Here is a 24,476-nt window from a genome sequence, read left to right on the forward strand (position 1 = left end):
TCTTATGCATATAATAATTAATATTATTATGTCATTTATTAATTATTATGAAAAAAGAAACTGAAGAATTAAAATTATTTATCTTAGAATGTTTAAGTGAGAAAAAAGCAGAAGATATTGAGATAATTGATTTAACAGGAAAACATAAATTAGCCGATTATATTATATTTGCTAGCGGTCGTTCGACTAAAAATGTTGGAGTAATTGCTGAATATGTAGCTTTAGAATTAAAAAATAATGCTGGTATAAATAGTAATATTGAGGGGCTTGGTAAATCAGAATGGGTACTAATAGATGCAGGTACTATTTTAATTAATATTTTTTATCCTGAAGTACGGGAGCATTTTAAGTTAGAAGAAATTTGGAAAAGATGAACGATCATATTCTTATTAACGTTATAATTTTACTCGGTACTGCGGTTTTTATCGTGGCTATACTTAAGCGTCTTAGATTAAGTCCGGTACTTGGTTACTTAATTGCCGGAGCTGCAATAGGTGATCACGGTTTAAAAATCGTAACATATGACCAAACTAAGTTACTAGGTGAACTTGGTGTAGTATTTCTATTATTTGCGATAGGACTTGAGTTATCCTTCGAGCGATTAAAAGCTATGAGACGATATGTATTTGGTCTCGGTAGTTTGCAAGTTTTAACAACCGCTATAGTAATTGCCGGTGCAATGGTGCTTATAGACGGCAATAGTAGTGCGGCTATTATTACCGGCGGTGGTCTGGCCCTTTCATCTACGGCACTTGTTATGCAGGTTATTGAGGAAAATCGTAGTCAATCAACGCAAATAGGAAGAGTTTCTTTAGCTATTCTGTTACTACAAGATTTGGCCGTAGTGCCATTGCTTGTGATAGTTCCGTTACTTGCCGGTAACAATAAAGCCTCGCTTGCAGCGGCTCTTGGTATTGCACTCTTAAAAGCCGTAACGGCCTTACTTACAATATTTATTGTCGGTCGTGTTTTTCTTCGTCCTGTATTTTCATTCATTTCATCAGAAAGTAATAATGCAAGCGAGTTACCTATTTCGATGACTTTGTTAATAGTACTTTCTGCTGCTTGGGCTACCGAAACATTTGGTTTATCTTTAGCTCTAGGAGCATTTGTTGCCGGAGTATTAGTTGCGGAAACTGAATTTAGATTGCAGGCAGAGGAAAGTATTTATCCTTTCAAAAGTTTATTTTTAGGATTGTTTTTCATGACCGTGGGTATGAATATCGATGCCCTAGAAATGTATGAAAAAATATCTCATATTCTTACTTTATCTATTGCTTTAATAGGTATAAAAACCTTAATCATAACGGCTTTTTGTATTTTATTCGGTTTTAATAAAGGAGTTGCTTTTTATTCAGGCTTATTATTATCGCAAGGCGGAGAGTTTGGTTTTATATTATTCAGTTTAGGTAAAGATAGTGGAGTATTAGAAGAAAGTACTGCCGATATATTATTACTCGTAGTTACTTTTTCTATGGCACTTACTCCATTACTCGCAGCTTTAGGACAAAAGATTGCCGAGAAAGTTGATAAAGGACTTGGTAAAACTCCGACTCAAATGATTGAGCTTGGGGCAAGAGATTTAACAAACCATATTATTATTGCCGGACTCGGTAATACCGGTAAAATGGTAGCAAGAGTTTTGGAAGCGGAAGGTATAAGTTACGTAATACTTGATTTAGATGATGATAGAGTAAAAGAAGAGCTATCAAACGGTTTGCCGGTTTTTAAAGGTGATGTATCGCAAGCCGATACTTTAAAGGCATTAGGTACGGAAAGAGCATTCGCTATAATACTTACTATGAATAATCAAGTAACTATCAAGAAATCGCTTAAAACAATTAGCGGTAATTATCAGGATATACCGGTTGTCGTTAAGTTAAAAAATTTAAAAAATGCTAGAGAGTTTTATGATTTAGGTGCCACAACTATTATTCCAGAAAGTTATGAGACTGGATTACAAATAGGTGGAACAGTCCTAAAAAATATAGGTATTAGCGAGCAGGAAATTAATAGAATAAAAGTACAATTTAGGCTTGGTAATTATATAATAGAAAAAAAAGAGGATGCTTTATCTGAAGCGGAAGATAATGATTAAAATTCTTATTACTTTAATTATTGTAATATTATCAACAACAATTAATGCCGATAATAAAAAATTGCCTATTCCGAGATTTGTTTCAATAAAATCTAATGAAGTAAATGCAAGGAGCGGACCAACTACTAAATCTACCGTAGAATGGGTTTTTGTTAAAAAAGGCGAACCGGTAGAAATAACTGCAGAGTACAAGCAATGGCGACAAGTACGTGACATTAACGGTGAAGGCGGTTGGATACATTCAAGCGTTTTATCAGGTAAAAGATCAGTAGTTATTACTTCTGATAAGGAAATAGAACTTACCAAATCCGCAGACCCTAAAAGCCGAGTTATAGCAAAATTAATGCCAAAAGTTCGTTGTAGTTTAAAAAAATGTAAAGAACGATTCTGCCAAATTACATGTAAGGATTACACAGGTTGGATTTCCAAGAAAGTAATTTGGGGAGTGTATGATGATAATGATAGGTATTAATAGGCTTCTTGCATAACCTCCTTCTAAAGGTAAAATTTGTACGTCAATCCGGTACTCGCATCCTCACGCACTTTTATGTACGCTACAGTGCTGTGTTCCGTGCTTTCTTCAAGTTCCTCTTTATTAAGATAGGTGATGCAAGAAGCCTAGTACCGATAATAAATTGTAAAAGTAATTTACTATTTGAAGTTAATTTGCTATGTATAAAAATTCACCAAAGATATAATTATTTATCCAAAGATATTTAGACGGTACAAATGATGTCGCATTTAAAAAATTATTTAGCGCTAAAGTAAAATTAATAAATTTATTGAACTCTCTTCTTAGGTTATCGCAAGGAGATAGAATCATAGATTTAAGCTATATAACTACTGAACAGTTACCTTTATTTCTTGAAGGGCAAAGAAGTTTGTTCGATCTACAAGTTAAAGATGAAACCGGTAGATGGTATATAATCGAGATGCAGCGTAAAATGGAGAAAGATTATCTTAATAGAACGCAGCTTTACAGTTGTTATACCTACGTTAGTCAAATTAAGAAGGGTATGAAACATAAGGATTTATTGCCGGTAGTAATAATTTCTATCATAGGAGCAAAAGCTTTGCCTGATGAATTGCCGTATATTAGCTATCATCATATAAAAGAAAGTAATACCCATAAACAATATTTGTTTTCATTAACTTATGTATTTATTGAACTAGGAAAGTTTAAAAAAAATGATCTTAAAGATAATACCGATGAATGGTTGCATTTATTAAAATATGCTTCGCAAGAATAAGAACCGCCAAAAGAGATTAAAAATGAAATTGTGTTATCGGCATATGCAAGTTTAGAGCAATATAAATGGACAGAACAGGAGCATGATGATTATTTTAGAGCTGAAATGGCTATATAAAAAGAAATAGACAAGTTTGAAGAAAAGTTTAATGCCAGGATGGAGAAGGGCATAGAGAAAGAGAAAATTGAAACTGCAAAAGAAATGCTAATAGAGAATGAACCTATAGAGAAAATAGCACGATATACTAAGCTTACAATAAAAGAAATAAAAAAGCTAAAAGCAGAAAAATATAAAGTATAGATATTTAAATGAAAACCACCTTACCCGAACGTTCTCTTAAAATTAGAGCAAGGCTTAATTTTATAGTGCAGCAGATTTTAGATATTGCACAGGAAAAATCGCTATGATTATCTTGTACGGCTCTTTTGCTGGAGGAGATTGGGTACGTGATCTACCTTACGGCTATCATAGCGATACTGATATAATTCTGAAAAAAGGTAAATATAAAGGATACACTGCTTTAAGATTAAAAGATAATATATATATAAGATTAGAAAACACAGGAATAATAAACCCTAAGCAAATTATTCCGTATGATTCAAGAATATCGATAATTCTAGAGTCAATAGAGGAAATAAGTAGGCAGTTAGAAAAAGGACGTTATTTTTATACCGATATAAAAAAAGAAGGTATTCTTTTATATGATAGCGGTGAATTTATACTTAGCGAGGCTAAAGATTTACCTTGGAGCGAGATGAAAGACATCGCTAAAGATTATTATGAATATTGGTTTGGTAGAGGTAAAGGTTTTTTAAAAGGGGCAACTACTTATTTAAACGATTTGGAGTATGCTTTTTATCAGCCTTTGCCCTTCATCAAGCTACGGAAAGTCTTTACAGTACTATTTTATTAGTTTTCTCAAACTACAAACCTAAATTACATAATTTACAAGAACTAGGTAGCATGGCAGGAAATTATGACAATGAATTATGGAGTGTATTTCTTCAATTAACCGAAGAACAAAAAAAGTGTTTTGAGCTTCTTGAAAAAGCTTATGTTGATGCAAGATATGATAAAAACTATAAAATTACTAAAGAACAGCTGCTTTGTCTTATTGAAAGAATAGAAAAATTAAAAGAAATCACCGCAAGAATCTGCACAGCAAGAATTAATCCGTAAGGATTGAGTGTCATTCCTAACTCAGCATTACCTGTGTGGATACCGAGTCGTCATTGCGAGCGACTGCAAGGAGCGTGGCAATCTAGCAAAAATAATAAAAATCTAAATATTAGCATTTTTAACTGGATTGCTTCGTCAAAACTTGCAGTTTTTCCTCGCAATGACGGGGGCTTTTAAAGATATCTATAGTTATTGAGCAATGCCCATCAAGGTTTTAGTTTAAAGATTGATATAAATATAGTATAATATAAAACTTTTTATAGTATATTCGATGAACTGCAAAAATTGGCTGAGTCGTTCTACAAGAGCTTCGGTTCTCGTGTATTACATTACAGCTCATCTTGCCTTGTGAACTCTTCGCTCTTTTTGCAGTTGATCTTCGTATACTAGGCTTTTAGTTTAAAGATATATATAAAAAATTATGAGTAAGAAACTTTATATTAAGACCTACGGATGTCAGATGAATGTTTATGACTCCGTTAAGATGCAGGATTTGCTTTATCCCTTTGGCTATGAACCTACTGAAAATATTGAAGAAGCAGATGTTATTATTCTAAATACTTGTCATATCAGAGAGAAAGCAGCCGAGAAAACTTATTCTGAACTCGGTCGTATTAAGAAACTACAAGATACCAGAACAAAACAAGGTTTAAGTTCTGCAATAATAGTTGTATCCGGTTGTGTTGCACAGGCGGAAGGGGAGGAGATTTTTACAAGAACTCCTTATGTTGATATTGTTGTCGGTCCGCAATCTTATTATAACCTACCGGAATTAATCTCAAAAGTCGTTAGACACGAAAAGCACTTAATCGATCTTGATTTTGTTGAAGAAGCAAAATTTGATCAGCTACCTGAGCAATTATATCCGCAAGGAACAAGTGCCTTTATATCGGTACAGGAAGGGTGCGATAAATTTTGTACTTTCTGTGTAGTACCTTATACTAGAGGTGCTGAATTTTCAAGAAATGTAGAGCAGGTTTACAGAGAAGCACTAAAAGTAGTTAGTAGCGGTGCTAAAGAAATTATGTTACTTGGACAAAATGTCAATGCATATCATGGTAAAGGTCCTGCAGATAAAATATTTAGTCTAGCCGATTTACTCAAACATCTAGCACAAATTCCCAATTTAGAGAGATTACGTTATACCACCTCACACCCGATAGATATGAATGATGATCTAATAAAGCTGCACGGTACCGAACCTAAATTAATGCCGTTTCTACATCTACCGGTGCAGTCAGGTTCAAATAAAATATTAAAAGCCATGAACCGCAAACATGATTGGGAATATTATTTTGATATAATTAATCGCTTAAGAGAAGCAAGGCCCGATATAGTTTTATCCTCTGATTTTATTGTCGGGTTTCCCGGTGAAACAGATGAAGATTTTGAGGATACGTTAGATTTGGTCCGCAGAGTAAAATACGGTCAGTGTTATTCGTTTAAATATAGCCCACGTCCCGGCACACCTGGTGCAACTAGAACCGACCAAATACCTGAACATATAAAATCAGAGAGATTAACTATATTACAACAAGAACTCATGGCTCAGCAACTAGCTTTTAATGCAAGTTGTGTTGGTAGTACTATGAAAGTTCTATTTGATCGCAATGGTAAATTCGACGACCAGATAATAGGTAAAACTCCATACATGCAGTCCGTATATATCCAAAACCCTAATAAATCTTTACTTGGTAAAATCATTGATGTAAAAATTACTAAGGCTTCACTTAATAGTTTAACCGGCGAAATATTATAAGTCATGTATAAATCTCTTCTTTTTTGTTTAAAAATTTTTGTCTTCCTTATTTTAGTAGGTTGCGGGATTACTGCTTATATAATATACCACTATTCACGTGATTTGCCTGATTACTCACAGCTTGCACGTTATTATCCACCGTCGGTAACGCGTATTTATTCCCGTGACGGCAAATTAATGGAGGAGTACGCTTTTGAACGTCGTGTATTTGTACCGATTAATAGCGTACCGAGTTCGCTAATAGAAAGTTTTATTGCAGCTGAGGATAAGAATTTCTATAACCATCCCGGCGTTGATTTGCTTGGAATAGTTAGAGCGGCATTTTTAAACATATCTAATTATTTACATCATAGGCGTATGGAAGGAGCGTCTACCATTACTCAGCAAGTGGTTAAAAATTTTCTGCTAACTAACGAAGTTTCTCTTGAACGTAAGATTAAAGAAGCGATTCTTTCTTATATGATTTCAAGAGTATTTACTAAGGATCAAATTTTAGAATTATATCTTAATCAAACATTTTTTGGTCGTGGTGCATACGGTGTTGCGGCAGCTGCACAAAATTATTTTAATAAATCCGTAGAGGAACTTACTATTGCAGAATCAGCTTTTATTGCGGCACTGCCTAAAGCCCCTTCCGAACTTAATCCTGAGAGAAACTATGCTAGAGTAAAAGCTCGTCGTGATTACGTAATAGCACGTATGTTTGAAGATGGTTATATAACAAGAGACGCTGCGAAAGAAGCTATGGATAGCCCGATAGTTTTACGTAAACGAGCTAAGGAAGAAACTGTTACGGCAGATTATTATGCTGCACAGGTCAGAGAAGAAGTAATTAGGATGTTAAATAGTAAGGAAGAATTTTATACCGGAGGTCTTACTATCATTACTTCTTTAGATGCAAAGATGCAGCAATTAGCTGAAAACTCTCTAAGAAAAGGTCTAAGGGAGTTTGATAGAAGGCGTGGTTTTAGAAAGCCTATAGCTAATATTTCTCTTGATAATTGGCAAGGAGAGCTAAAAAAACTACCGACTCCTCCATCGCTTTTAGAGTATAAATTAGCTGTAGTTCTAGATGTAGCCGATAATCATGTAGAGATTGGACTTATAGACGGCAGCAAATCTAAGATGCCTATTGCTGAAATGAAATGGGCAAGAAGTAATCTTAAATCAGTTAAGACCTTGCTTAAAAAAGGTGATGTGATAGTGGTTGAGGCTATAAAAGAGGGGTATGCTCTTCGTCAGATTCCTGAAGTAAACGGTGCTATTATGGTTATGAACCCAAATACCGGACAGGTACTTGCAAGCGTCGGCGGTTATGATTTTTCCACAAGTAAATTTGATAGAGTAACTCAAGCACTGCGTCAACCCGGTTCTTTGAGTAAAACCTTTGTGTATTTAGCAGCTCTTGAAAATGGTGTTAAGCCGAATCAGATTTTTAATGATGGACCTATTGAGATTTCGCAAGGTCCAGGGATGCCTAGTTGGCGTCCTAAAAATTATGAGGGTAAGTTTTTAGGTGAAATCACTATGCGTACTGGTCTTGAAAAATCTCGTAATCTTATAACCGTAAGAGTTGCAACTGCCGTAGGACTTACAAAAATCGTTGATATAATTAAGCGTTTCGGTATTAATAATGAACCAAAAAAAGTTTACTCTATGGTACTTGGTTCAATTGAAACCACACTTAGCAGAATGACTAATGCTTATGCAATTATTGCTAACGGCGGTAAAAAAGTGGAGCCTCATTTTGTAGAATTAATTAAAGATCGTAACGGTAAAATTATTTATAGGCGAGATGATAGAGAATGTCTTGCTTGTAATGTTTCGGATAGTAATTTAGATACCGCAATATTAGAAATACCGAAAGAATATATCTATAGAGTTACGGATGAAGCTAGTGATTATCAAATTACTTCGTTTTTAACCGGAGCAATAGATAGAGGTACCGGTTATGCTGCGAAGAAGTTAGGGAAAATTATCGGCGGAAAAACCGGTACTAGTAACGATAGTAAAGATACATGGTTTATAGGTTTTACACCCAAAATAGTAGTCGGCAGTTATGTGGGTTATGATACACCGAAAGAGCTTGGAAAAAGAGCAACAGGTTCAAACGTAGTATTACCGATTTTTATTGATTTTATGAGTAATGCTTATAAGGATAAGCCATCGCTGCCTTTCAAAGTTCCAGATTCAATTAAGCTAATCGCCGTAGATAGAGCAACTGGTAAAATTACACCAAGCGGTACTGTTATAGAAGCATTTAAAGTAAATAATGTTCAGATGCTTGAGAATGAAGATATGATTGATAATCAAGATAATAATGATATTTTTGATTATGTACCGAGTAAGGAAGATCAATCTCAGGAAATTTACTAAACTGTATAATTAGTTTAAGCCAATGTCATCCCCTGTGCTCGATGTCATGCAACAAAACCACCTATTTTTATTTTAACCTATGAAAAAAATTATTTTATATCTCACTGCCCTAATATCACTTACTATACCTTTTATAACTCAAGCGGATTGTTTTTTAGTTAATGAAAATTATAAAACAAGAAGGTAATTGCAAGTCTCGTTATGCTCCATGCTCAACATTTAAAATTGCTATAAGTTTAATGGGTTATGATGATGGGTTTTTAATTGATGAAACTCATCCAAAATTACCTTTTAAGGAAGGATATGCTGACTATCTTGAAGTTTGGAAACAATCCCAAACACCTAAAGATTGGATGAAGAATAGCTGTGTTTGGTATTCTAAGATTATTACTAAAGAATTAGGTATTGAAAAATTTCGTGATTATGTAACATAATTTGATTATGGTAATCGTGATATTTCAGGAGGAGATAAAGGAAAGAATAACGGTTTAACTAATGCATGGCTTTCTAGTTCTTTAAAAATTTCACCGTAAGAACAATTAGCTTTTCTTCAGAAACTAGCAGAGAATAAATTGCCTGTAAGTGTTCAAGCCCAAGAAATGACTAAAAATATTTTGTTTATTGAAGATTTTGTAGATTGTTGGAAGCGTTACGGTAAAACCGGCAGCGGTAATAAACTTAGCCAAGATAGAACTGTAAAGTTAAAGGATCGTAAAATCGGATGGTTTATAGGTTGGCTACAAAAAAATGACAGAACAGTTTTCTTTGTACATTTCATTGAAGATAATAAAAATTATGATTCTTATGCAGGGCAGCGTTCTAAAGAAGCAGCGAAAGAAAAGCTAAAAGAATTGATAAATAAAGAATTGAAATAAATCTCAATTTTTATTTTCGAGGAACAACCAACAGTGAATTTGCTATTGGTTGTTGATTAAAAAGCAATACTATAGGTTGTCTATACTAAAGTACCAAGTTACCCCTACACCTATTATAACAGCTATGGAGGCAACTACAGTTGTACCAATGCTTATATATTGAGCAACCAAGGAATTATCGTTATCACTCTCATCAAACATATTTTCTTGAGAGTTGTAAGTTGTATTGAAAGCAGTATTAGTAAGGTTTGCTACGGTGTTATTAATTAAATTTATTCCCGTTTCAGTCCAACTTTCAGTGTTATCGGAAAAGATTGATTCAGCAATTTTGGCAGTAGAGCTTGTTATTGTGTTATTAATCGGATTAGCTGCTATTTCAGATAAGTCTTTTGTTATGAGTTCTAATAAGTTTTCTATTGTGCTAGTACCTTGAGTAGTGCCTAGATATCGGGTTAGATATTAAATCCTTTATTTCTGAAGAAATTCCATTCAAATTATTTCCTTTAAGTACCTCAAATATTTTGTATCCTTTACTATAACCTATAGTAATAGGGTTATTAGTTGCTGCAGTATTAAGTATATACAATAGTAGGGTTTTAAATTTTAGTATAATTTTGTGGATCAAAATAATAACGAAAATTTTCTTGACATATTTTCATCAATGCTTCCTCATAAATAAAAGTATTATCACCTTGTTTTTTTTTAATATGGGACTGTTGCGAGATGAGAGGATAGCAGGTATAATTAAAAAAAACAAAAAATATGTTCATATGTCTGAGTATCAAATGATAATGGTAAGTTTAGATGAGTTAATAAGTGTGGATCATCAATATCGTAAATTCAAAAGTTTATTCAATTTTAAAGCAGTTGAAGCTGAGTTATTAGCAGTAGAATGCGAAGCTAACTATAAAGGCTATGGTATAGTGAGGCTGTTTAAATGTTTGCTGCTGCAATTTATGGAAGACTTATCGGATCGGGAATTGGAACGTTATTTAGCTGATAGCACAGCGGCAAAATGGTTTTGTGATTTTGCTCTTACAGAGAAGACGCCTGATTATAGTGTATTTAGTAAAATACGTAAAAAAATAGGCACTAATTTACTATCAAAAATATTTGTAAAATTCCGAGATCAACTACGAGCACAAGGCTATATGGGTGAAGTATTTACCTTTGTAGATGCTTCTCATTTAATCTCAAAAGCTAATCTTTGGGAGGAACGTGATAAACTAAGAACACAAAAATATGATAAATTGAATAATGAGACTCTGCCTAAGGTTGTAAAGGATAAACAAGCTAAAATTGGCTGTAAGGGAGCAAATAAATTTTGGTATGGTTATAAAAAACATGTGAGTGTCGATATTCAATCAGGAATGATCAATAAGGTTGCAGTTACCCCTGCAAATGTTACTGATAGCAAAGGTTTTAAGCATGTTATGCCAAGCTCCGGTGCTCTACATATGTTGATAAAGGTTATTGTACAATCTCTGCCAAGAATGCAGCAGCTAAAAAGGGGTTCCATCTTTGCTCAATAAAGAAAAATAATATGAAAGATAAGAATTTTGACCTTGATAAATATTATACGAAAATCAGAGCACCTTTTGAGAGGGTATTTTCAAAAGATAATAAACGGGTTAGATATATAGGAATTGCCAAAAATCAATTCTCTGAATTTATGAATGCCATATGTTTTAATTTAAAACGATTAGTGGTTTTAACAACTTTAATAGCTTAGAGAAATTTGTTAATAAAAATCCTAACTCTGTAAACAAATCTCTATTAAATTACTATACTATTGAATAAATTTTATCTCAATATTAAACAGAATTTCTTTTTAAAAATATTTGGACAGAGCTAAATATTTATTTATCTGTTTTCCTCTCATTTTACTATTAAAAATTATCTCGCAACAGTCCCATATTTGTTAAGTACAGTACCAGCTTCGCTTAATTTGCCTGCTTTATAAAAAGCTTTTCCTAATAAAACATCAGTATCTTTAGGTTTAGATTTATATAGAGCTGCTTGTCGTAATGAAGCTACTGCCTTAAGGTAAAAGGTCTGTTTGTTCAACATTATTATAATACTCTCCCCAACACAAGTAAGTGATGCCTTCATAATAATAGAATGTAGAAAACCTTTATATTGTTTAATTTAAGGTAAATATATTAAGTGCTTCTTTATATTCATTTTTACTGAAAAGTTCTCTTCCTTTAGAGATTAATTGGTTTACGATCTCTTTCATATTCTAATCTATTATTAGTTAATTGTTTAAATCATATTATGGCCGCCGTTGATAGAAATAGTCTCACCTGTTATAAATCCGGCATTTTCATCAACTAAAAATGCCACGGCTCTAGCTATTTCTTCCGGCTGTCCTAGTCTTTTTTTGGGGATATTATTAACGATTTTAACAAGCACGTCTTCGGGTACTGCTCCTACCATTTCGGTTGCAATATACCCTAGAGCTATACAGTTAATGGTGATATTTTTAGAAGCAGTTTCACGAGCAAGGGCCTTAGTAAAGACGATAATTCCAGCTTTAGCAGCAGAGTAATTAGTCTGCCCAAACTGCCTTGCTTGAGCATTAATTGAACTGATATTTATTATACGACCGTAATCTTGGTTTCGCATCTGCTCCATTACGCTACTAGACATATTAAAGCAAGAATTGAGATTAACGTTAATCACATCATTCCAATCTTGATGACTCGTTCTATGTAGCATTTTATCTTTGGTAATACCGGCATTTACAAGAATACTTACCGGTTTTTTAAACTCCTCTTCAATTTCCTTTACTGCTTTTCTACATTCTTCAAAATCTGCAACATTCCAGCGTTTGGTTTTTATACCGTATTTTTCTTCCATTTCTTTAGCAGTGTCGTAATTGCTGAAAAAATTAGCAACTACCGTAAGACCCTTATTTTTTAATTATAAAGCGGTAGCTTTATCTATTCCTCTAGTACCGCCTGTTACAATTGCAAGTTCTGACATTATTTCTCCATACCTATATTTTGACGTTTATTAAATTTAACCGGTGGGGTTATACTTGGTTTAAGCTGTGATACCGATTTAGTTAACGGTTTAACAATTTTCCTATCACTGCGTATTGCGATGGATTCTCTAGGGTGATTTTTTTTCATATTCTGCATCTATCTTTTTATCCATCTTTTTTTTGTCTGCAATTTTATTTATCAGTTAATGCCATTATAACAGCAAGTGTTTCTTTTCTACTTTTTGGAATGACTCTTTTATTTTATTTTTTAGTGCCGTAACAACCTATTTGTTGCACCGCCCGTATAAATACTACCTGCTTGCTGAGCAATATCACAGTTTTTAAGTAATTGTTTATCGATGTCTGTTTCTTTTTATACCGGTATATTTTGATACTGCTTGAGATATTTTATTATGTTTATTAAGCCCTTCTCTATCTTTACCGCTGGCACACATTGTTAATATTTCTTCCTGAGGTAAATTTATTAAACTAGTGGTTTTAGTTTCTTGTTTATTTTGTCTTATTTTCGCTGTTAAATTACTTAAGACATCTGATATATTTAGATTAATATTTTCTTTATCAAAAGATATAAAAGGAAGTTTTGTCTCGAAGGATACTCTAAAAGGAATATCTGCTTGCTCAATATTTTTTCTTAATGTTACAGCTTTTTTAAATATTTCTTTTTCCTGATCCGTTAAATTTGCATTGTTAATTGTTTCTGCTGCATTTCCTTTAGGTTTATTTATCCTAAAAAAACGTTCAAATTTGCTTCTAGGTTTAATATGTGCTTTTAATTCATCAATTCCTTTTTCAGTCGGTAAATTTTTTGCTATTTTGTTTAAAGTATCACTCACTCCTGCAAAGTTATTTGTTACTCCTATAAGCCTAAATAAATTAAGAGGAGTATTAGTATTTTTCCCACCGACATTTTCCATAGATTTTTTTGTCTGATCAACAATTGTAGGATCATTGCCACCAGCTCCTATAGGACCTGAGTTTAATGTATTAGTATGAAGAGTAACGCCGTCTTCAAGCCATTCTTGAGCTTGGCGTGCATTTAAGTCGGTAATTTTTTGTCTAGAATCTATATCATTTGAAATCGAGGCTTAATGTACCTGCATGTTTAGATGTAAGCAATGTTTCAAAATTTTTACCGTCTTTGTCGGTTATTGCCCCAATTTTCTCAAAGGCGTTTTTCATGCCAACAATTTGTCGTAACTGGGTTGGGATAACATGCCTACCGTTTTAAATTGTATCAGTATACTGATCAACAAGCTTCCTCTTCCATTCAGGCATTACATTATACCAGTTTTTACCGTCTCTATTTTGATATTCTTGCTTTTGTTCTTCTGTTAAGCCTTTAAAAGCTACTTCCGCTTCGACTACAATATGCTCTTTTCCCTCATCATTGATGACTTTTGACAAAGTTACTATATTACAATGCTCATCATTGAAATTTTGAAAATCTTTAGCAACATTTAATTTTTTATGAGCATTTTTAATACCATTTTTTCCTAGCAATTCAGCAACACTGTCAATTTCAGCTTGCATATTTTTTTAGATGTTTTCTTGTGATTTTTCCATGTTCAAAGCATTAAAACTATTAATAAATTTTACTGCTTCTTTATTTAATTTCAGCACAAGCTCAGGTTTATTTTTGCCCTTTGCTATGTTTATCGCTCCTCTGATAGCATTTAAATATTGCATTTCAAAAGCTTTAGTGCCTAAAACAATTTTTTCATTGGGATTGTTACGACCGTCACGTATTAATATTGGAGTTTCACCGTTTTTCCCTTCAATTTTAGTAAGCTTTATACCGGTTTTCTCATGACGTAACATTGCTAAACCCTGTAATGCCTCGGTAAAGCTGCCTTTTTCAACAGCTTCTTCAATTTTCGCTCTATTTATTTCTAAAGTAACGCCTACTCCGGGTGTGGTTAAAAATTCTTTTGTATGATTTAATAAAAACTCCTTATCGTTATCAAATTGTTTTTTTAATGATGAAAGCATTATAAAATTCTATATGTAGTTGTGCATCTCTTGTTATTTTAATTAAAAATTATTATATATAAAAATAGTCTAGTTAAAAATATTTAACTTTATTAATTAAAATATATTATTTATATGAATATTGATAAATTTACTACACATGCTAAATCAGTGATAGCTAGTAGCCAATCACTTGCTGCTAAAAATGATCATCAGCAAATATTACCTTTGCATTTATTATCTAGTCTTTTAAGTGAAGAAACAGGTATAATTCAAACCCTTATTAATAATACCGGCGGTAATATAAACTTATTAAAAGATCAAGTTCAGCTAGAACTAAATAAAATCCCAAAAGTTCAGGTTGAGGGAGGGGGACAAGTTTATTCTTCTGCTGAAGCTCTTAAAGTTTTAGAAAAAGCTAGTAGCATTGCTAAAGACAGTGGGGATAGCTTTGTAACCATAGAGCGTATATTTGAAGCATTAACTTATGATAATACTATAGCCGGTAAAATTTTAACGAATAAGGGAATTAATAATAGAAAAATAGCAACAGCTATTTTACAGCTTCGTAAAGGCAAAAAAGCAGATACCGAATCGGCAGAAAATAGTTACGATGCTTTAAAGAAATACGGCAGAGACGTAACAGAGCTTGCCGAAAGCGGTAAGCTTGACCCGATAATCGGACGTGATGAAGAAATAAGAAGAACGGTGCAGGTACTATCACGACGTATGAAAAATAATCCTGTATTGATCGGAGAACCTGGAGTCGGTAAAACTGCTATAATAGAGGGGCTTGCACAACGAATATTTAGTAAGGACGTACCTGAATCGCTTATTAATTGCCGTATTATTGAGCTTGATATGGGAGCTTTAATAGCGGGAGCTAAATATCGAGGCGAATTTGAAGAGCGTCTTAAAGCAGTGCTTAGCGAAATCAAAGAATCAAGCGGTGAAATTATTTTATTTATCGATGAATTGCATCTCTTAGTCGGTACGGGAAAAACCGACGGTGCTATGGATGCCTCGAATTTACTAAAGCCGATGCTTGCTCGTGGTGAGCTACATTGTATCGGTGCTACTACTCTAGATGAATATCGTAAATATATCGAGAAAGATGCGGCACTTGCTCGTCGTTTTCAGCCTGTTTACGTGAGTGAGCCAACGGTTGAGGATACTATATCAATACTTAGAGGAATTAAAGAAAAATATGAGCTGCATCATGCAGTGCGAATTTCCGATAGTGCAATAGTTGCAGCAGCGACGTTATCAAACCGTTATATTACCGATCGTTATTTACCTGATAAAGCTATTGATTTGATTGATGAAGCTTGTAGCCGTATGAAAATAGAACTATCAAGTAAACCAGAAGAGCTTGATGAGCTGGACCGTCGTATTATTCAGATAAAAATAGAGCTTGCAGCACTTAAAAAAGAAAATGACGAGCATTCTAAAAAGAAAATAGAGCATTTAACTACAGCATTAGAAAAATTAGAGTCTAAATCCTATGATATGGGAGCTAAATGGCAAGCTGAAAAGTCTAAACTACAGCAAACACAAAAGCTCAAAGAAGAACTAGACCGTAGCCGAAACGAGCTTGAACGTGCCGAACGTGATGCTAATCTTGCTAAAGCTAGTGAGCTAAAATACGGAATTATACCTGAGATTATGAAAAAGATTCAGGAAGCCGAAAGTATGGATAATAAAGGGCTGTTAAAAGAAATTGTATCGGAAAGCGATGTAGCAAGTATTATCTCTCGTATTACTGGTATTCCAATTGATACGATGCTATCAAGTGAACGTGAGCGTCTGCTTGTGATGGAGCAGAAATTACGAGAATCGGTAATAGGGCAGGATGAGGCAATTAAAGGTGTTAGTGATGCGGTAAGAAGATCACGTGCAGGGATTCAAGATATTAACCACCCGCTTGGTTCGTTCTTATTCTTAGGACCGACCGGAGTCGGTAAAACCGAGCTTACCAAAGCCTTAGCTGGTTTTCTTTTTGATGACCGTAATGCAATACTTCGTATAGATATGTCGGAATATATGGAGAAGCACGCTATTTCTCGCCTGATAGGAGCTCCTCCCGGCTATATCGGATATGATCAAGGCGGAGTGTTGACGGAGGCAGTAAGACGCCGTCCTTATCAGGTAATATTATTTGATGAGGTTGAAAAAGCCCATCCCGACATATTTAATATTATGCTGCAAATACTTGATGAGGGAAGATTAACAGATAGTCAAGGTATAACGGTTGATTTTAAGAATACTATAATAGTTTTAACATCTAATTTAGGTGCTGAGATACTCGTTAATCAGAAAGAGGACGAAGATACATATAAAGTAAAGGATGAGGTTATGGAATATGTAAAAGCAGTATTTAAACCTGAGTTTTTAAACAGACTAGACGAGATTATATTATTCCATCGCCTAAATCGTAATAATATTCATGATATAGTTAAGATACAGCTTGAAAGCTTAAAGAAAATTTTACTAGCACAAAATATTATTCTTGAATTTGATGAATCTGCCTTAAATTATTTAGCCGAAAAAGGTTATGATCCAAGCTTTGGAGCAAGACCCTTAAAACGTCTTATCCAGCGGGAAATACAAAATAATTTAGCCAAAATGATTTTAGCAGGCGAAATAAGTAGCGGTAAAACGGTTAAAATAAATGCAAAGGATAAAGAATTGAAGGTAACAATGAGTTGATTAATTTTTTCCGAATAACGAATTATTGCATAATCCACTATTCTTGTTAAAGGCACTGTTTAATAATTATTGATTTTGTCATTGCGGGCTATTAAAAGATTTGTTGCATAGCTCAAAAAACGCGTTTGATGTCATTCCCGCTTCCGCAGAAATGACACAAAACGAGCAATGCAACAAGACCACAACTAAAAGGAGTATGGTCATCTAGAAAAAGTAATAAAAAAATTCTATTAATTAGTATTAATAATATTCAATTTCAGCTAATGTTATACTTTCAGTACCTGATAATTTATAATAATCACTACTAGTAGAGTTAGGAATTTGTAAGTCAAATAATAGTGCTTTTTCTTCTTTATACGGATCAACTAAGTAAGAATTTGTAATATCTGTAACTATTGGCGATAAATAGGTTGTTGTTTCAATAAGCTTATCAATAGCATTCTGTCCGTCTTTTAATATTTTATCGACTAGTTTTTTATCTTTATAAAAAGTATTTACTGCCCCTATTAAGGTTGTTGATATCTCATATATAATAACACCGTTTTTAATTATATTGGTTATATTAGAGTCTAATTTTGCTGTTTTAGAAAAAATTAAAGAAATAACAGTAGGATATTTATTAAATACATTAGGTAGTTCTAAAAAAGTATTTACGGCTGAATAGGCAGAATTGGTTGCTTCTGAAAAACAATTAAATGCTTTGTATATGTTTTCATAATTGCTATTGCTCATAAACTTACCTCTTTTTTATATATGTAATTGCCATGTTTCATGGTAATTACATATCATACTACTAAATTAAGAAGTGTCAATATTAAAAAATTATATTTCTTCTTATAGGATATCAGTAAATAAATTTTAATTACTAATATCCTCTAAACTCCACCTAGCTTTTGGACAGAAATTCAAAGGAGTAAATAACTTATTATTGTAACGCTCAAGTCCTGCATATGCAATCATTGCAGCATTATCGGTGCATAAGTGGATAGGTGGATAAATAAGCCGATAACCATATGTTTTAGCACAACTACTTAATACTTCTTGTAAATATTTATTAGCAGCGACACCGCCGGCAATAACTATATTCTTCTTATCAAAATTATTTGTTATTTGTTCATATGCTCTAATAGCATCTTGTACCTTACTACTTAGAATTTCTCCTATAGTAAATTGAAAACTTGCCGCTATATCATTGATTACAGTGTCATTAATTTCCTTTAAATTCATTATTAAAGTACGCACGGCAGTTTTAAGCCCTGAAAAGGACATATTGCAATTACCGCTGTTAATTATAGGTTTTGGAAATTTATATTTATGAGGATCGCCAAGTTTTGCTCTTTTCTCAATTTCAGGTCCTCCGGGAAAATCTAAGTTTAGCATTTTAGCTACCTTGTCAAAGGCTTCGCCTACGGCATCATCTATAGTAGATCCTAGTATTTTATATTTTCCGAGACCTAAAACTGCTACAAATTGGCAATGTCCGCCCGAAGCTAACAAGAGTAAGTAAGGATAAGGAATATTATCGGTTAGTCTTGCGGTTAAAGCATGACCTTCTAAATGATTAATTGCAATAAAGGGTTTTTTTAAAGCACTGCTTAGCGATCTTGCAAACATTGAGCCAACTATAACACCGCCGATTAAACCTGGACCGGAAGTTGCAGCAATTGTACTAATGTCCGTTAATTTAGTGTTGCTTTCTTTTAAAACATTTTTTAATGCTTTATCTAGATGTGATAAGTGAGAACGTGCAGCAATTTCAGGTACTACCCCTCCAAAAACTGCATGTTCTGTATTTTGTGAAATGATTATATTAGATAAGATTTCTCGATTTTCGGTGATTATAGAAACAGCTGTATCATCACAGCTTGATTCTATACCTAAAATTTTTATCATTAACACCCGCTTGCAATCACGATATCTATCTTTAATAATGCCTAATTTAAGATACCTTTAAGGTATTTAATTGATTATACAGCTTATAAATAGATTGTTCGGCATCAATAATTTTTTTATTAACTATTTTTAATAGTTTTTCCGAAGGTCTTTCTGTTATTTGCGTTGCAGAACTTACTTGCTCCGCTAAATTTTTAAGTGATTCTTGTATTTCTACAAAAGATTTTTTAAATTGTTCTTTGATAGTAATAGATGATTCTTCAAGCTCTTTAATTTTTAAGCATAGATTTTCTAATAAATGATCTATTTTAGTTTGCATTAAAGTCAATTTTTGCTTTTGTTTTTCACTAAGATAGCTTAAAGTTTCTTGTATTTTTGCCTGTATACGTACTTTTGTAGTACGTTCAAGTTCTGAAGCTAAACCGATTTTACTCATTAAAAATATTATCCATTTGTGAACGTCCAAATGATACCATTTTGTACCGTTACGATAATCTGAAGGAAAAGCATGATGGTAATTATGCCAATTTTCACCTAGTAAGAATAATGCCATCCACCAAATATCTCCGGCAGTGCCTTTGTAATATTTTTTACTACCGGCAAAGTGGCATAAAGAATTAACGCAGAAGGTTGCTTGCTGCTGTAGGAATCTACCAAGCCCCATAAATAAAAATCCTGCATATGCCGATTGCATAGTACCGCCGACTAAGTAACCGATAAATAAAGGCACGACAATATTCATAAAAGCTGCTATTTGCCAATAATATTTTAGCTGCCATTTTAATAAATTGTTTTTCCCGTGCTTAGCCCAAGTAATGCGATCAATAGACTTATAGCTACCGCTTCCGACTAGCATCCATACTATATGAGACCACATAAAGCCTAAAAATTTATTATCAAATTTTAAAGGAGTATGCGGATCTTGGTCTTGATCCGTATATCTATGATGTTTATAATGATTCGATGCCCAAGATAAAGCTGGTCCTTGTAATGTTCCTGCAGACAGCATAATTAAGACAAACTCGGCATATTTATTTATTTTATAGGAATTATGAGACCATAACCTATGCAAACCGATCCCAACGGTAATATTATTAATATAATAACTAGCAATTATAAAAATAACTTCAGTTAGCCCTATTCCATAATCAAACGAATATTTAACTACAAGAGATATAATAAAAATAGGATAAAATATTAAAGCAAATAAAGCGGGCTTATTTAGTTTACTTAACATAAAATTTACAGTTTTTAGTTATAAAATATATAAATCGGCAACGAATAAAATCTTAATTATATTATACATAAATATTAATAGATATTAACATACTTAATGCATAAATACAAAGAAAATTTTGACAATAAAATTCTAGTTATCCTTATTTAGACAATAACCGATAAAACGAACGGTTGTAATAATTAAATTGTCTTTCCCTAAGGCCTCTCTAATCCTATTTATATGAACATCTATGAGACGTTCATTAAAGGTCTCTTCACTTTCCCATAAATATTTTATTATTTCTTGACGCAAAAATACTTCATTTGGAACCTGAAAAAAAAGTCGTAAAATTTAAAACTCAGTAGGACCTAGACGAATATTCAGTCCGTCTTTGTATACTTTTTCATTATTTAAATCAATATTTAGGTTCTTAAATTTAATAATATTATCTTGTACAACTGACTTGGAACGTCTCAATAAGCTCTTTAAAGTACCTACTATTTGCTCAGATAAGAAGGGCTTATAAAAAATAGCACGTTATCGTCTATTTCTGTTAAACGTTATTTATTGTTATTAAAGGATTTTCTTGTAATTCTGCACTAATAATCATGATAGCAAGCAGCTGACTAAAAAAATAAGTTAATGCTTTTTTTAGAGTTGAAGCCCTCATTATATTAAATCCTGCTCTCTCTATATCATTACTTAAAGAAATATTAACACTTTTTTTATTTTTTTTCTATAATTAAAACTTCAGGTAATAGCTTATCAAATACTGAATTAATCTTCATTAATATTTAGTAAATAATTAAAAATTTTTGTAATAATTTTCTAATTTATTAGGGTTTATAGCAAACTTTTTATAAAAAGAAACAAAGAAATAATAATTTTTTAAAGATAATACTTGAATTTAATAGTTTTAGTTGCTATAAATAGCTTTATTTTAAAGTTTGTTTGTTGGAGATTCTTATATATCATGAGCTTTTATGAATCAGTTTTTATTATACGCCAAGACGTATCATTAAACGATGTAGATAAAATCGTTGATGATTTTGCTAAAATTATTAAAGATAATAATGGCACTATCATAAAAAAAGAATATTGGGGGTTAAGAACTTTAGCTTACAAAATCGGTAATAACAAAAAAGGACATTATTATTTTTTAGGTCTAGATATTACTGGTAATGTAAAAGAAGAGCTAGAAAGAAAAATGAAGCTTAACGAAAATATCATTAGATTTCTTACAATTCAAGCAGATTCAATTAGTAGTGCACCTTCACCGATATTAAAAAATCAAAGTACAGAGAATACTCCGGTAATTGACGTAACGATTAATAATTAAATTTGTAAGAATTAAGGTTAAAGAATGTTAAAAAGTAATAATTCTAGTGAAACAGCTGCTCGCAAGGTAGGAGATAAAACTGCTAAAAAAGTATTTTTTAGAAGACGTAAAGGATGCCCTCTTTCTGTGCCTAATGCACCTGTTATTGATTATAAAAACCCTGAGCTTTTAATAAAATTTGTCTCTGAAGGCGGTAGAATGTTACCAAGCAGGATCACAAATGTTTGTGCAAAAAAACAAAGAAAGCTAAATAATGCTATTAAAATTGCAAGAATTTTAGCGTTATTACCTTTTGTATTTCAAGCTAAATAAAGGCATAATACATGGAAATTATATTAATAAAACCCGTAAGAAAATTAGGTAAAATTGGCGACATACTCAAAGTAGCAGACGGGTTTGGTCGTAATTATCTTTTACCGCAAAAATTAGCTATTAGAGCTACTGAGCCTAATAAAGAGCTAATAGTTAAACAAAAACATGAATTTGAAGCAAAAGATAAGCAAATAAGAGAAGAAGTAGAAAAAATTAATGCTCTTATTAAAGATCAAAAATTAGTTTTTATCCGTCAAACATCAGATGACGGTAAACTTTTCGGTTCGGTTACTAATAAAGAAATAGCCGATAAATTATCTGAAAATGTATCTTATAATATTTCTCATTCAAATATTATTCTTGAGAAACAAATTAAATCTACCGGAATTTATACAGTTGAAATAAGACTCCATGCAGAGCTTAATGCTATAGTTACGGTTATTGTTGCAAGATCAGAATCAGAAGCACAAGATTATTTATGCGAACAAAAGACTGAAACTTTAGAAGATTTAGCTGAGTCAGCATAAATTTTTTTTATCATCTAATTGTGTAGTTTTTTGTTACCATTGCAAAAGCAGAGCATTGTTGTATGGATTGAGAAACTTGCTCGATGTCATTTCCGCGTAGGCGGGCATCCAGCATAAAGCGAGATAAATCGAGCTTTTAATTTCAAAAATTTGCTGTATTTATACTTTTTTTCTGGATTCCTGCTTTCGCAGGAATGACATAAGAGCCATGCAACAACGTCCCGCCTACGCGGAAATGACATACTACTACGTTTGACCACAATATCCAAACACTTTATAATACTAACATTTTTCAACCATGCTATATGAAAAATTTGAGTATAATATCAATAATCTAATAGGTAATTTTGGCTTATCTAAAATATCGATTGCAGTATCTGGTGGGAGCGATTCGGTAGCACTTCTTTATCTTGCTAATATTTGGGCAGAAAAAAATAATATAGAATTATTTGTTATATCGGTTGATCATAACTTACGGGAACAGTCGAAGCAAGAGACCCATTATATCCAAAATATCAGTAATAGTCTAAATCGCAAGCATTATAGTTTATCTTTTGACCATCAAAATAATTTTTCCAATTTACAAGAAAGAGCAAGAGAAGGACGCTATGATTTGATGACAAATCTATGTCTAGAACTCGATATATTAGTACTTTTAACTGCTCACCATGAAGATGATTACGTAGAAAATTTTTGTTTAAGATTAGAGCGTAATAGCGGTATATTTGGACTTAGTAGCAGTAATATCAATTGGTATAATAATATACACATAATTAGACCGCTATATAATATTCCAAAAAGTGAATTAGTAGAATATTTAGTCAGTCATAATATAACATGGTTTGAAGATGAGTCAAATTCATCTGATAAATATAGACGAAATGTTATTAGGCAAAAATTAGCTAAAGGTGCAGATTATATTAGACATCTTTCCAAACCAGCTTATAGAGAGGAATTTAAAGGAGACACGGAACGCAACACCGCAGCGTATAAAAAAGTACGTGAGGATGCATTGTTGCGTGGACCGGTAAAACTCACTGTGTCACCCCGTGGCTTGACCACGGGGTCCATAAAGACAATAAAAAGTACTAATAATTTTAGTATTTTTAACTGGATCCCATGGTCAAGCCACGGGATGACAGAGGTAAAATTGATCCATGCAACAATGCCACGTGAGGATGCGAGTACCGGAACGGCGTCTAAATTACCTCTAGAAGCAAAGTTTGGAAAGATGTCTAAAGCTGCAATAATCTCACAACAACTTAAAACCAACAAACTTATAGAAAACGAGTTTAAGCCTGAATTAATATCGGCGATAGCTGAAGCGGTCAAGATTTTTGAATATGGCTTTGCTTTTCTTGATTTAGTTAAATTTGATAAGTTTTCAAATGAGGTGAAAGTACAAATAATTAATTTTTTACTGATAATAATTAGTGGACAATCTAGAGCAGCTCGTTTTTATTCGGTAGAACCTATTTTGAAATTAATTACTCAAGACGTAAACTTTAAGAATACACTTCATGGTTGTATAATTAAGCGTATACAAAACGAGTTACTTATATACAGGGAATTCGGCAAAAAATTACCTGAGAGTAAAATATTACTAGATAAATTCGTTATTTGGGATAATAGATTTTGTATCACAAAAAATCAAGAAACTCCAAATTGTTTTGTAACTCATCTATCGTTAGAAGATTATAAAATAATAAAGAAACAATTAGATTTAGAACCTTTGAAAAATCTATCCTGCAAAAACCACAATGCAGTTTTATTGACCTTACCTATAATTAAAATACTTGAAAAAGTTATAGCAATACCACATATATCATATTATGATAACGACATGTGGAACTTTGAAGTATCTTTTTCTCCAAATTTTGTATCTCGTTTCACCCATTTTTGCTAACACCGGTATTTAAGAGGTTATCTGTAAATAAATTTTAACTACTAATTAAAATTTAT

28 protein-coding genes and 2 pseudogenes are annotated in these 24,476 nt (G+C 32.6%); 20 read left to right on the forward strand and 10 right to left on the reverse strand.

Annotation, left to right across the window (positions count from 1 at the left end):
• Positions 1-47 precede the first annotated feature (47 nt).
• The 15 genes and pseudogenes from rsfS (at position 48) to C4Q30_RS09050 (ending at position 11,269) form a co-directional block, all read left to right on the forward strand.
• Positions 48-374 carry a ribosome silencing factor gene (gene rsfS / locus C4Q30_RS04850; RefSeq protein WP_103897372.1) on the forward strand — a complete coding sequence of 109 codons (327 nt, stop codon included), beginning with the start codon at positions 48-50 and terminating at the stop codon, positions 372-374.
• Complete coding sequence (locus C4Q30_RS04855; protein WP_103897373.1) at positions 371-2,098, forward strand: monovalent cation:proton antiporter-2 (CPA2) family protein; 1,728 nt, start codon at positions 371-373, stop codon at positions 2,096-2,098. Before rsfS ends, C4Q30_RS04855 begins: the two co-directional genes overlap by 4 nt.
• Positions 2,091-2,570: an SH3 domain-containing protein gene (locus tag C4Q30_RS04860; RefSeq protein WP_103897374.1), complete on the forward strand. Its 480-nt coding sequence runs from the start codon at positions 2,091-2,093 to the stop codon at positions 2,568-2,570. The genes C4Q30_RS04855 and C4Q30_RS04860 overlap by 8 nt, the downstream gene beginning before the upstream one ends.
• Before the next feature lie 232 nt (positions 2,571-2,802).
• A pseudogene (locus C4Q30_RS09720) lies at positions 2,803-3,465 on the forward strand (Rpn family recombination-promoting nuclease/putative transposase).
• 39 nt (positions 3,466-3,504) lie between these two features.
• Entirely contained in the window at positions 3,505-3,648 is a 144-nt protein-coding gene (locus C4Q30_RS09725; RefSeq protein WP_198913036.1) for a hypothetical protein, read from the forward strand.
• A 103-nt stretch (positions 3,649-3,751) separates the two neighbouring features.
• Entirely contained in the window at positions 3,752-4,261 is a 510-nt protein-coding gene (locus C4Q30_RS09730; RefSeq protein WP_245207485.1) for a hypothetical protein, read from the forward strand.
• A complete protein-coding gene (locus C4Q30_RS09735) occupies positions 4,252-4,527 on the forward strand; it encodes a HEPN domain-containing protein (protein ID WP_245207568.1) in 276 nt (91 codons plus the stop codon). The genes C4Q30_RS09730 and C4Q30_RS09735 overlap by 10 nt, the downstream gene beginning before the upstream one ends.
• A 3-nt stretch (positions 4,528-4,530) precedes the next feature.
• Complete coding sequence (locus tag C4Q30_RS08815) at positions 4,531-4,704, forward strand: hypothetical protein (RefSeq protein ID WP_198913037.1); 174 nt, start codon at positions 4,531-4,533, stop codon at positions 4,702-4,704.
• A 244-nt stretch (positions 4,705-4,948) separates the two neighbouring features.
• On the forward strand, positions 4,949-6,286 hold the full coding sequence (gene miaB, locus C4Q30_RS04890; protein WP_103897376.1) for a tRNA (N6-isopentenyl adenosine(37)-C2)-methylthiotransferase MiaB: 1,338 nt from the start codon (positions 4,949-4,951) through the stop codon (positions 6,284-6,286).
• A 3-nt stretch (positions 6,287-6,289) separates the two neighbouring features.
• Complete coding sequence (locus C4Q30_RS04895; protein ID WP_103897377.1) at positions 6,290-8,662, forward strand: penicillin-binding protein 1A; 2,373 nt, start codon at positions 6,290-6,292, stop codon at positions 8,660-8,662.
• Between the two features lie 161 nt (positions 8,663-8,823).
• Positions 8,824-9,096: a penicillin-binding transpeptidase domain-containing protein gene (locus C4Q30_RS04900; RefSeq protein ID WP_103897378.1), complete on the forward strand. Its 273-nt coding sequence runs from the start codon at positions 8,824-8,826 to the stop codon at positions 9,094-9,096.
• Positions 9,097-9,261: 165 nt separating this feature from the next.
• The gene (locus C4Q30_RS04905) at positions 9,262-9,537 is read left to right on the forward strand and encodes a penicillin-binding transpeptidase domain-containing protein (protein WP_209445207.1); all 276 of its coding nucleotides are present in this window, start codon (positions 9,262-9,264) and stop codon (positions 9,535-9,537) included.
• 226 nt (positions 9,538-9,763) lie between these two features.
• Positions 9,764-9,970 carry a hypothetical protein gene (locus C4Q30_RS08820; protein ID WP_014014823.1) on the forward strand — a complete coding sequence of 69 codons (207 nt, stop codon included), beginning with the start codon at positions 9,764-9,766 and terminating at the stop codon, positions 9,968-9,970.
• 274 nt (positions 9,971-10,244) lie between these two features.
• Positions 10,245-11,069 carry a transposase gene (locus tag C4Q30_RS04910; RefSeq protein ID WP_209445208.1) on the forward strand — a complete coding sequence of 275 codons (825 nt, stop codon included), beginning with the start codon at positions 10,245-10,247 and terminating at the stop codon, positions 11,067-11,069.
• An 11-nt stretch (positions 11,070-11,080) separates the two neighbouring features.
• Complete coding sequence (locus C4Q30_RS09050) at positions 11,081-11,269, forward strand: hypothetical protein (protein ID WP_103897023.1); 189 nt, start codon at positions 11,081-11,083, stop codon at positions 11,267-11,269.
• Between the two features lie 164 nt (positions 11,270-11,433).
• Here C4Q30_RS09050 and C4Q30_RS04920 read toward each other — a convergent pair whose 3' ends face one another.
• The 6 genes and pseudogenes from C4Q30_RS04920 to C4Q30_RS04945 form a co-directional block, all read right to left on the reverse strand.
• On the reverse strand, positions 11,434-11,649 hold the full coding sequence (locus C4Q30_RS04920) for a hypothetical protein (protein WP_103897381.1): 216 nt from the start codon (positions 11,647-11,649) through the stop codon (positions 11,434-11,436).
• 153 nt (positions 11,650-11,802) lie between these two features.
• Positions 11,803-12,525 (reverse strand): annotated as a pseudogene (locus C4Q30_RS04925) (SDR family oxidoreductase).
• Positions 12,525-12,674, reverse strand: coding sequence for a hypothetical protein (locus C4Q30_RS08825; protein ID WP_159344234.1), 150 nt, complete (start codon positions 12,672-12,674; stop codon positions 12,525-12,527). Before C4Q30_RS08825 ends, C4Q30_RS04925 begins: the two are co-directional and overlap by 1 nt.
• A 205-nt stretch (positions 12,675-12,879) precedes the next feature.
• The gene (locus C4Q30_RS09740) at positions 12,880-13,461 is read right to left on the reverse strand and encodes a hypothetical protein (RefSeq protein WP_245207486.1); all 582 of its coding nucleotides are present in this window, start codon (positions 13,459-13,461) and stop codon (positions 12,880-12,882) included.
• A gap of 310 nt (positions 13,462-13,771) precedes the next feature.
• On the reverse strand, positions 13,772-14,077 hold the full coding sequence (locus C4Q30_RS04940; protein WP_245207487.1) for a hypothetical protein: 306 nt from the start codon (positions 14,075-14,077) through the stop codon (positions 13,772-13,774).
• Positions 14,078-14,083: 6 nt separating this feature from the next.
• Entirely contained in the window at positions 14,084-14,536 is a 453-nt protein-coding gene (locus C4Q30_RS04945) for a hypothetical protein (protein WP_245207488.1), read from the reverse strand.
• A gap of 114 nt (positions 14,537-14,650) precedes the next feature.
• On the opposite strand from C4Q30_RS04945, the gene clpB reads away from it, so the two are divergent.
• On the forward strand, positions 14,651-17,224 hold the full coding sequence (gene clpB, locus C4Q30_RS04950; protein ID WP_103897383.1) for an ATP-dependent chaperone ClpB: 2,574 nt from the start codon (positions 14,651-14,653) through the stop codon (positions 17,222-17,224).
• A 240-nt stretch (positions 17,225-17,464) separates the two neighbouring features.
• On the opposite strand, the gene C4Q30_RS04955 is transcribed toward clpB, so the two are convergent.
• The 4 genes from C4Q30_RS04955 to C4Q30_RS09745 form a co-directional block, all read right to left on the reverse strand.
• On the reverse strand, positions 17,465-17,956 hold the full coding sequence (locus C4Q30_RS04955; RefSeq protein ID WP_103897384.1) for a DUF5424 family protein: 492 nt from the start codon (positions 17,954-17,956) through the stop codon (positions 17,465-17,467).
• A 126-nt stretch (positions 17,957-18,082) separates the two neighbouring features.
• Positions 18,083-19,117: a tRNA (adenosine(37)-N6)-threonylcarbamoyltransferase complex transferase subunit TsaD gene (gene tsaD / locus C4Q30_RS04960; protein WP_103897385.1), complete on the reverse strand. Its 1,035-nt coding sequence runs from the start codon at positions 19,115-19,117 to the stop codon at positions 18,083-18,085.
• Between the two features lie 46 nt (positions 19,118-19,163).
• Positions 19,164-20,354 (reverse strand): acyl-CoA desaturase, encoded by a 1,191-nt coding sequence (locus tag C4Q30_RS04965; protein ID WP_103897386.1) that lies wholly within the window; start codon positions 20,352-20,354, stop codon positions 19,164-19,166.
• A 132-nt stretch (positions 20,355-20,486) separates the two neighbouring features.
• Positions 20,487-20,648: a winged helix-turn-helix domain-containing protein gene (locus C4Q30_RS09745; protein ID WP_245207489.1), complete on the reverse strand. Its 162-nt coding sequence runs from the start codon at positions 20,646-20,648 to the stop codon at positions 20,487-20,489.
• Between the two features lie 661 nt (positions 20,649-21,309).
• Here C4Q30_RS09745 and rpsF point away from each other — a divergent pair.
• The 4 genes from rpsF (at position 21,310) to tilS (ending at position 24,420) form a co-directional block, all read left to right on the forward strand.
• Positions 21,310-21,675: a 30S ribosomal protein S6 gene (gene rpsF / locus C4Q30_RS04975; protein ID WP_103897387.1), complete on the forward strand. Its 366-nt coding sequence runs from the start codon at positions 21,310-21,312 to the stop codon at positions 21,673-21,675.
• A gap of 24 nt (positions 21,676-21,699) precedes the next feature.
• Positions 21,700-21,987: a 30S ribosomal protein S18 gene (gene rpsR / locus C4Q30_RS04980; RefSeq protein ID WP_103897388.1), complete on the forward strand. Its 288-nt coding sequence runs from the start codon at positions 21,700-21,702 to the stop codon at positions 21,985-21,987.
• Positions 21,988-21,998: 11 nt separating this feature from the next.
• A complete protein-coding gene (rplI, locus tag C4Q30_RS04985) occupies positions 21,999-22,514 on the forward strand; it encodes a 50S ribosomal protein L9 (RefSeq protein WP_103897389.1) in 516 nt (171 codons plus the stop codon).
• 298 nt (positions 22,515-22,812) lie between these two features.
• Positions 22,813-24,420 (forward strand): tRNA lysidine(34) synthetase TilS, encoded by a 1,608-nt coding sequence (gene tilS / locus C4Q30_RS04990; RefSeq protein ID WP_103897390.1) that lies wholly within the window; start codon positions 22,813-22,815, stop codon positions 24,418-24,420.
• Positions 24,421-24,476: the final 56 nt, after the last annotated feature.

It is taken from the genome of Rickettsia fournieri, from assembly GCF_900243065.1.
In the GTDB taxonomy this organism is placed as follows: Bacteria; Pseudomonadota; Alphaproteobacteria; order Rickettsiales; family Rickettsiaceae; genus Rickettsia; species Rickettsia rickettsii.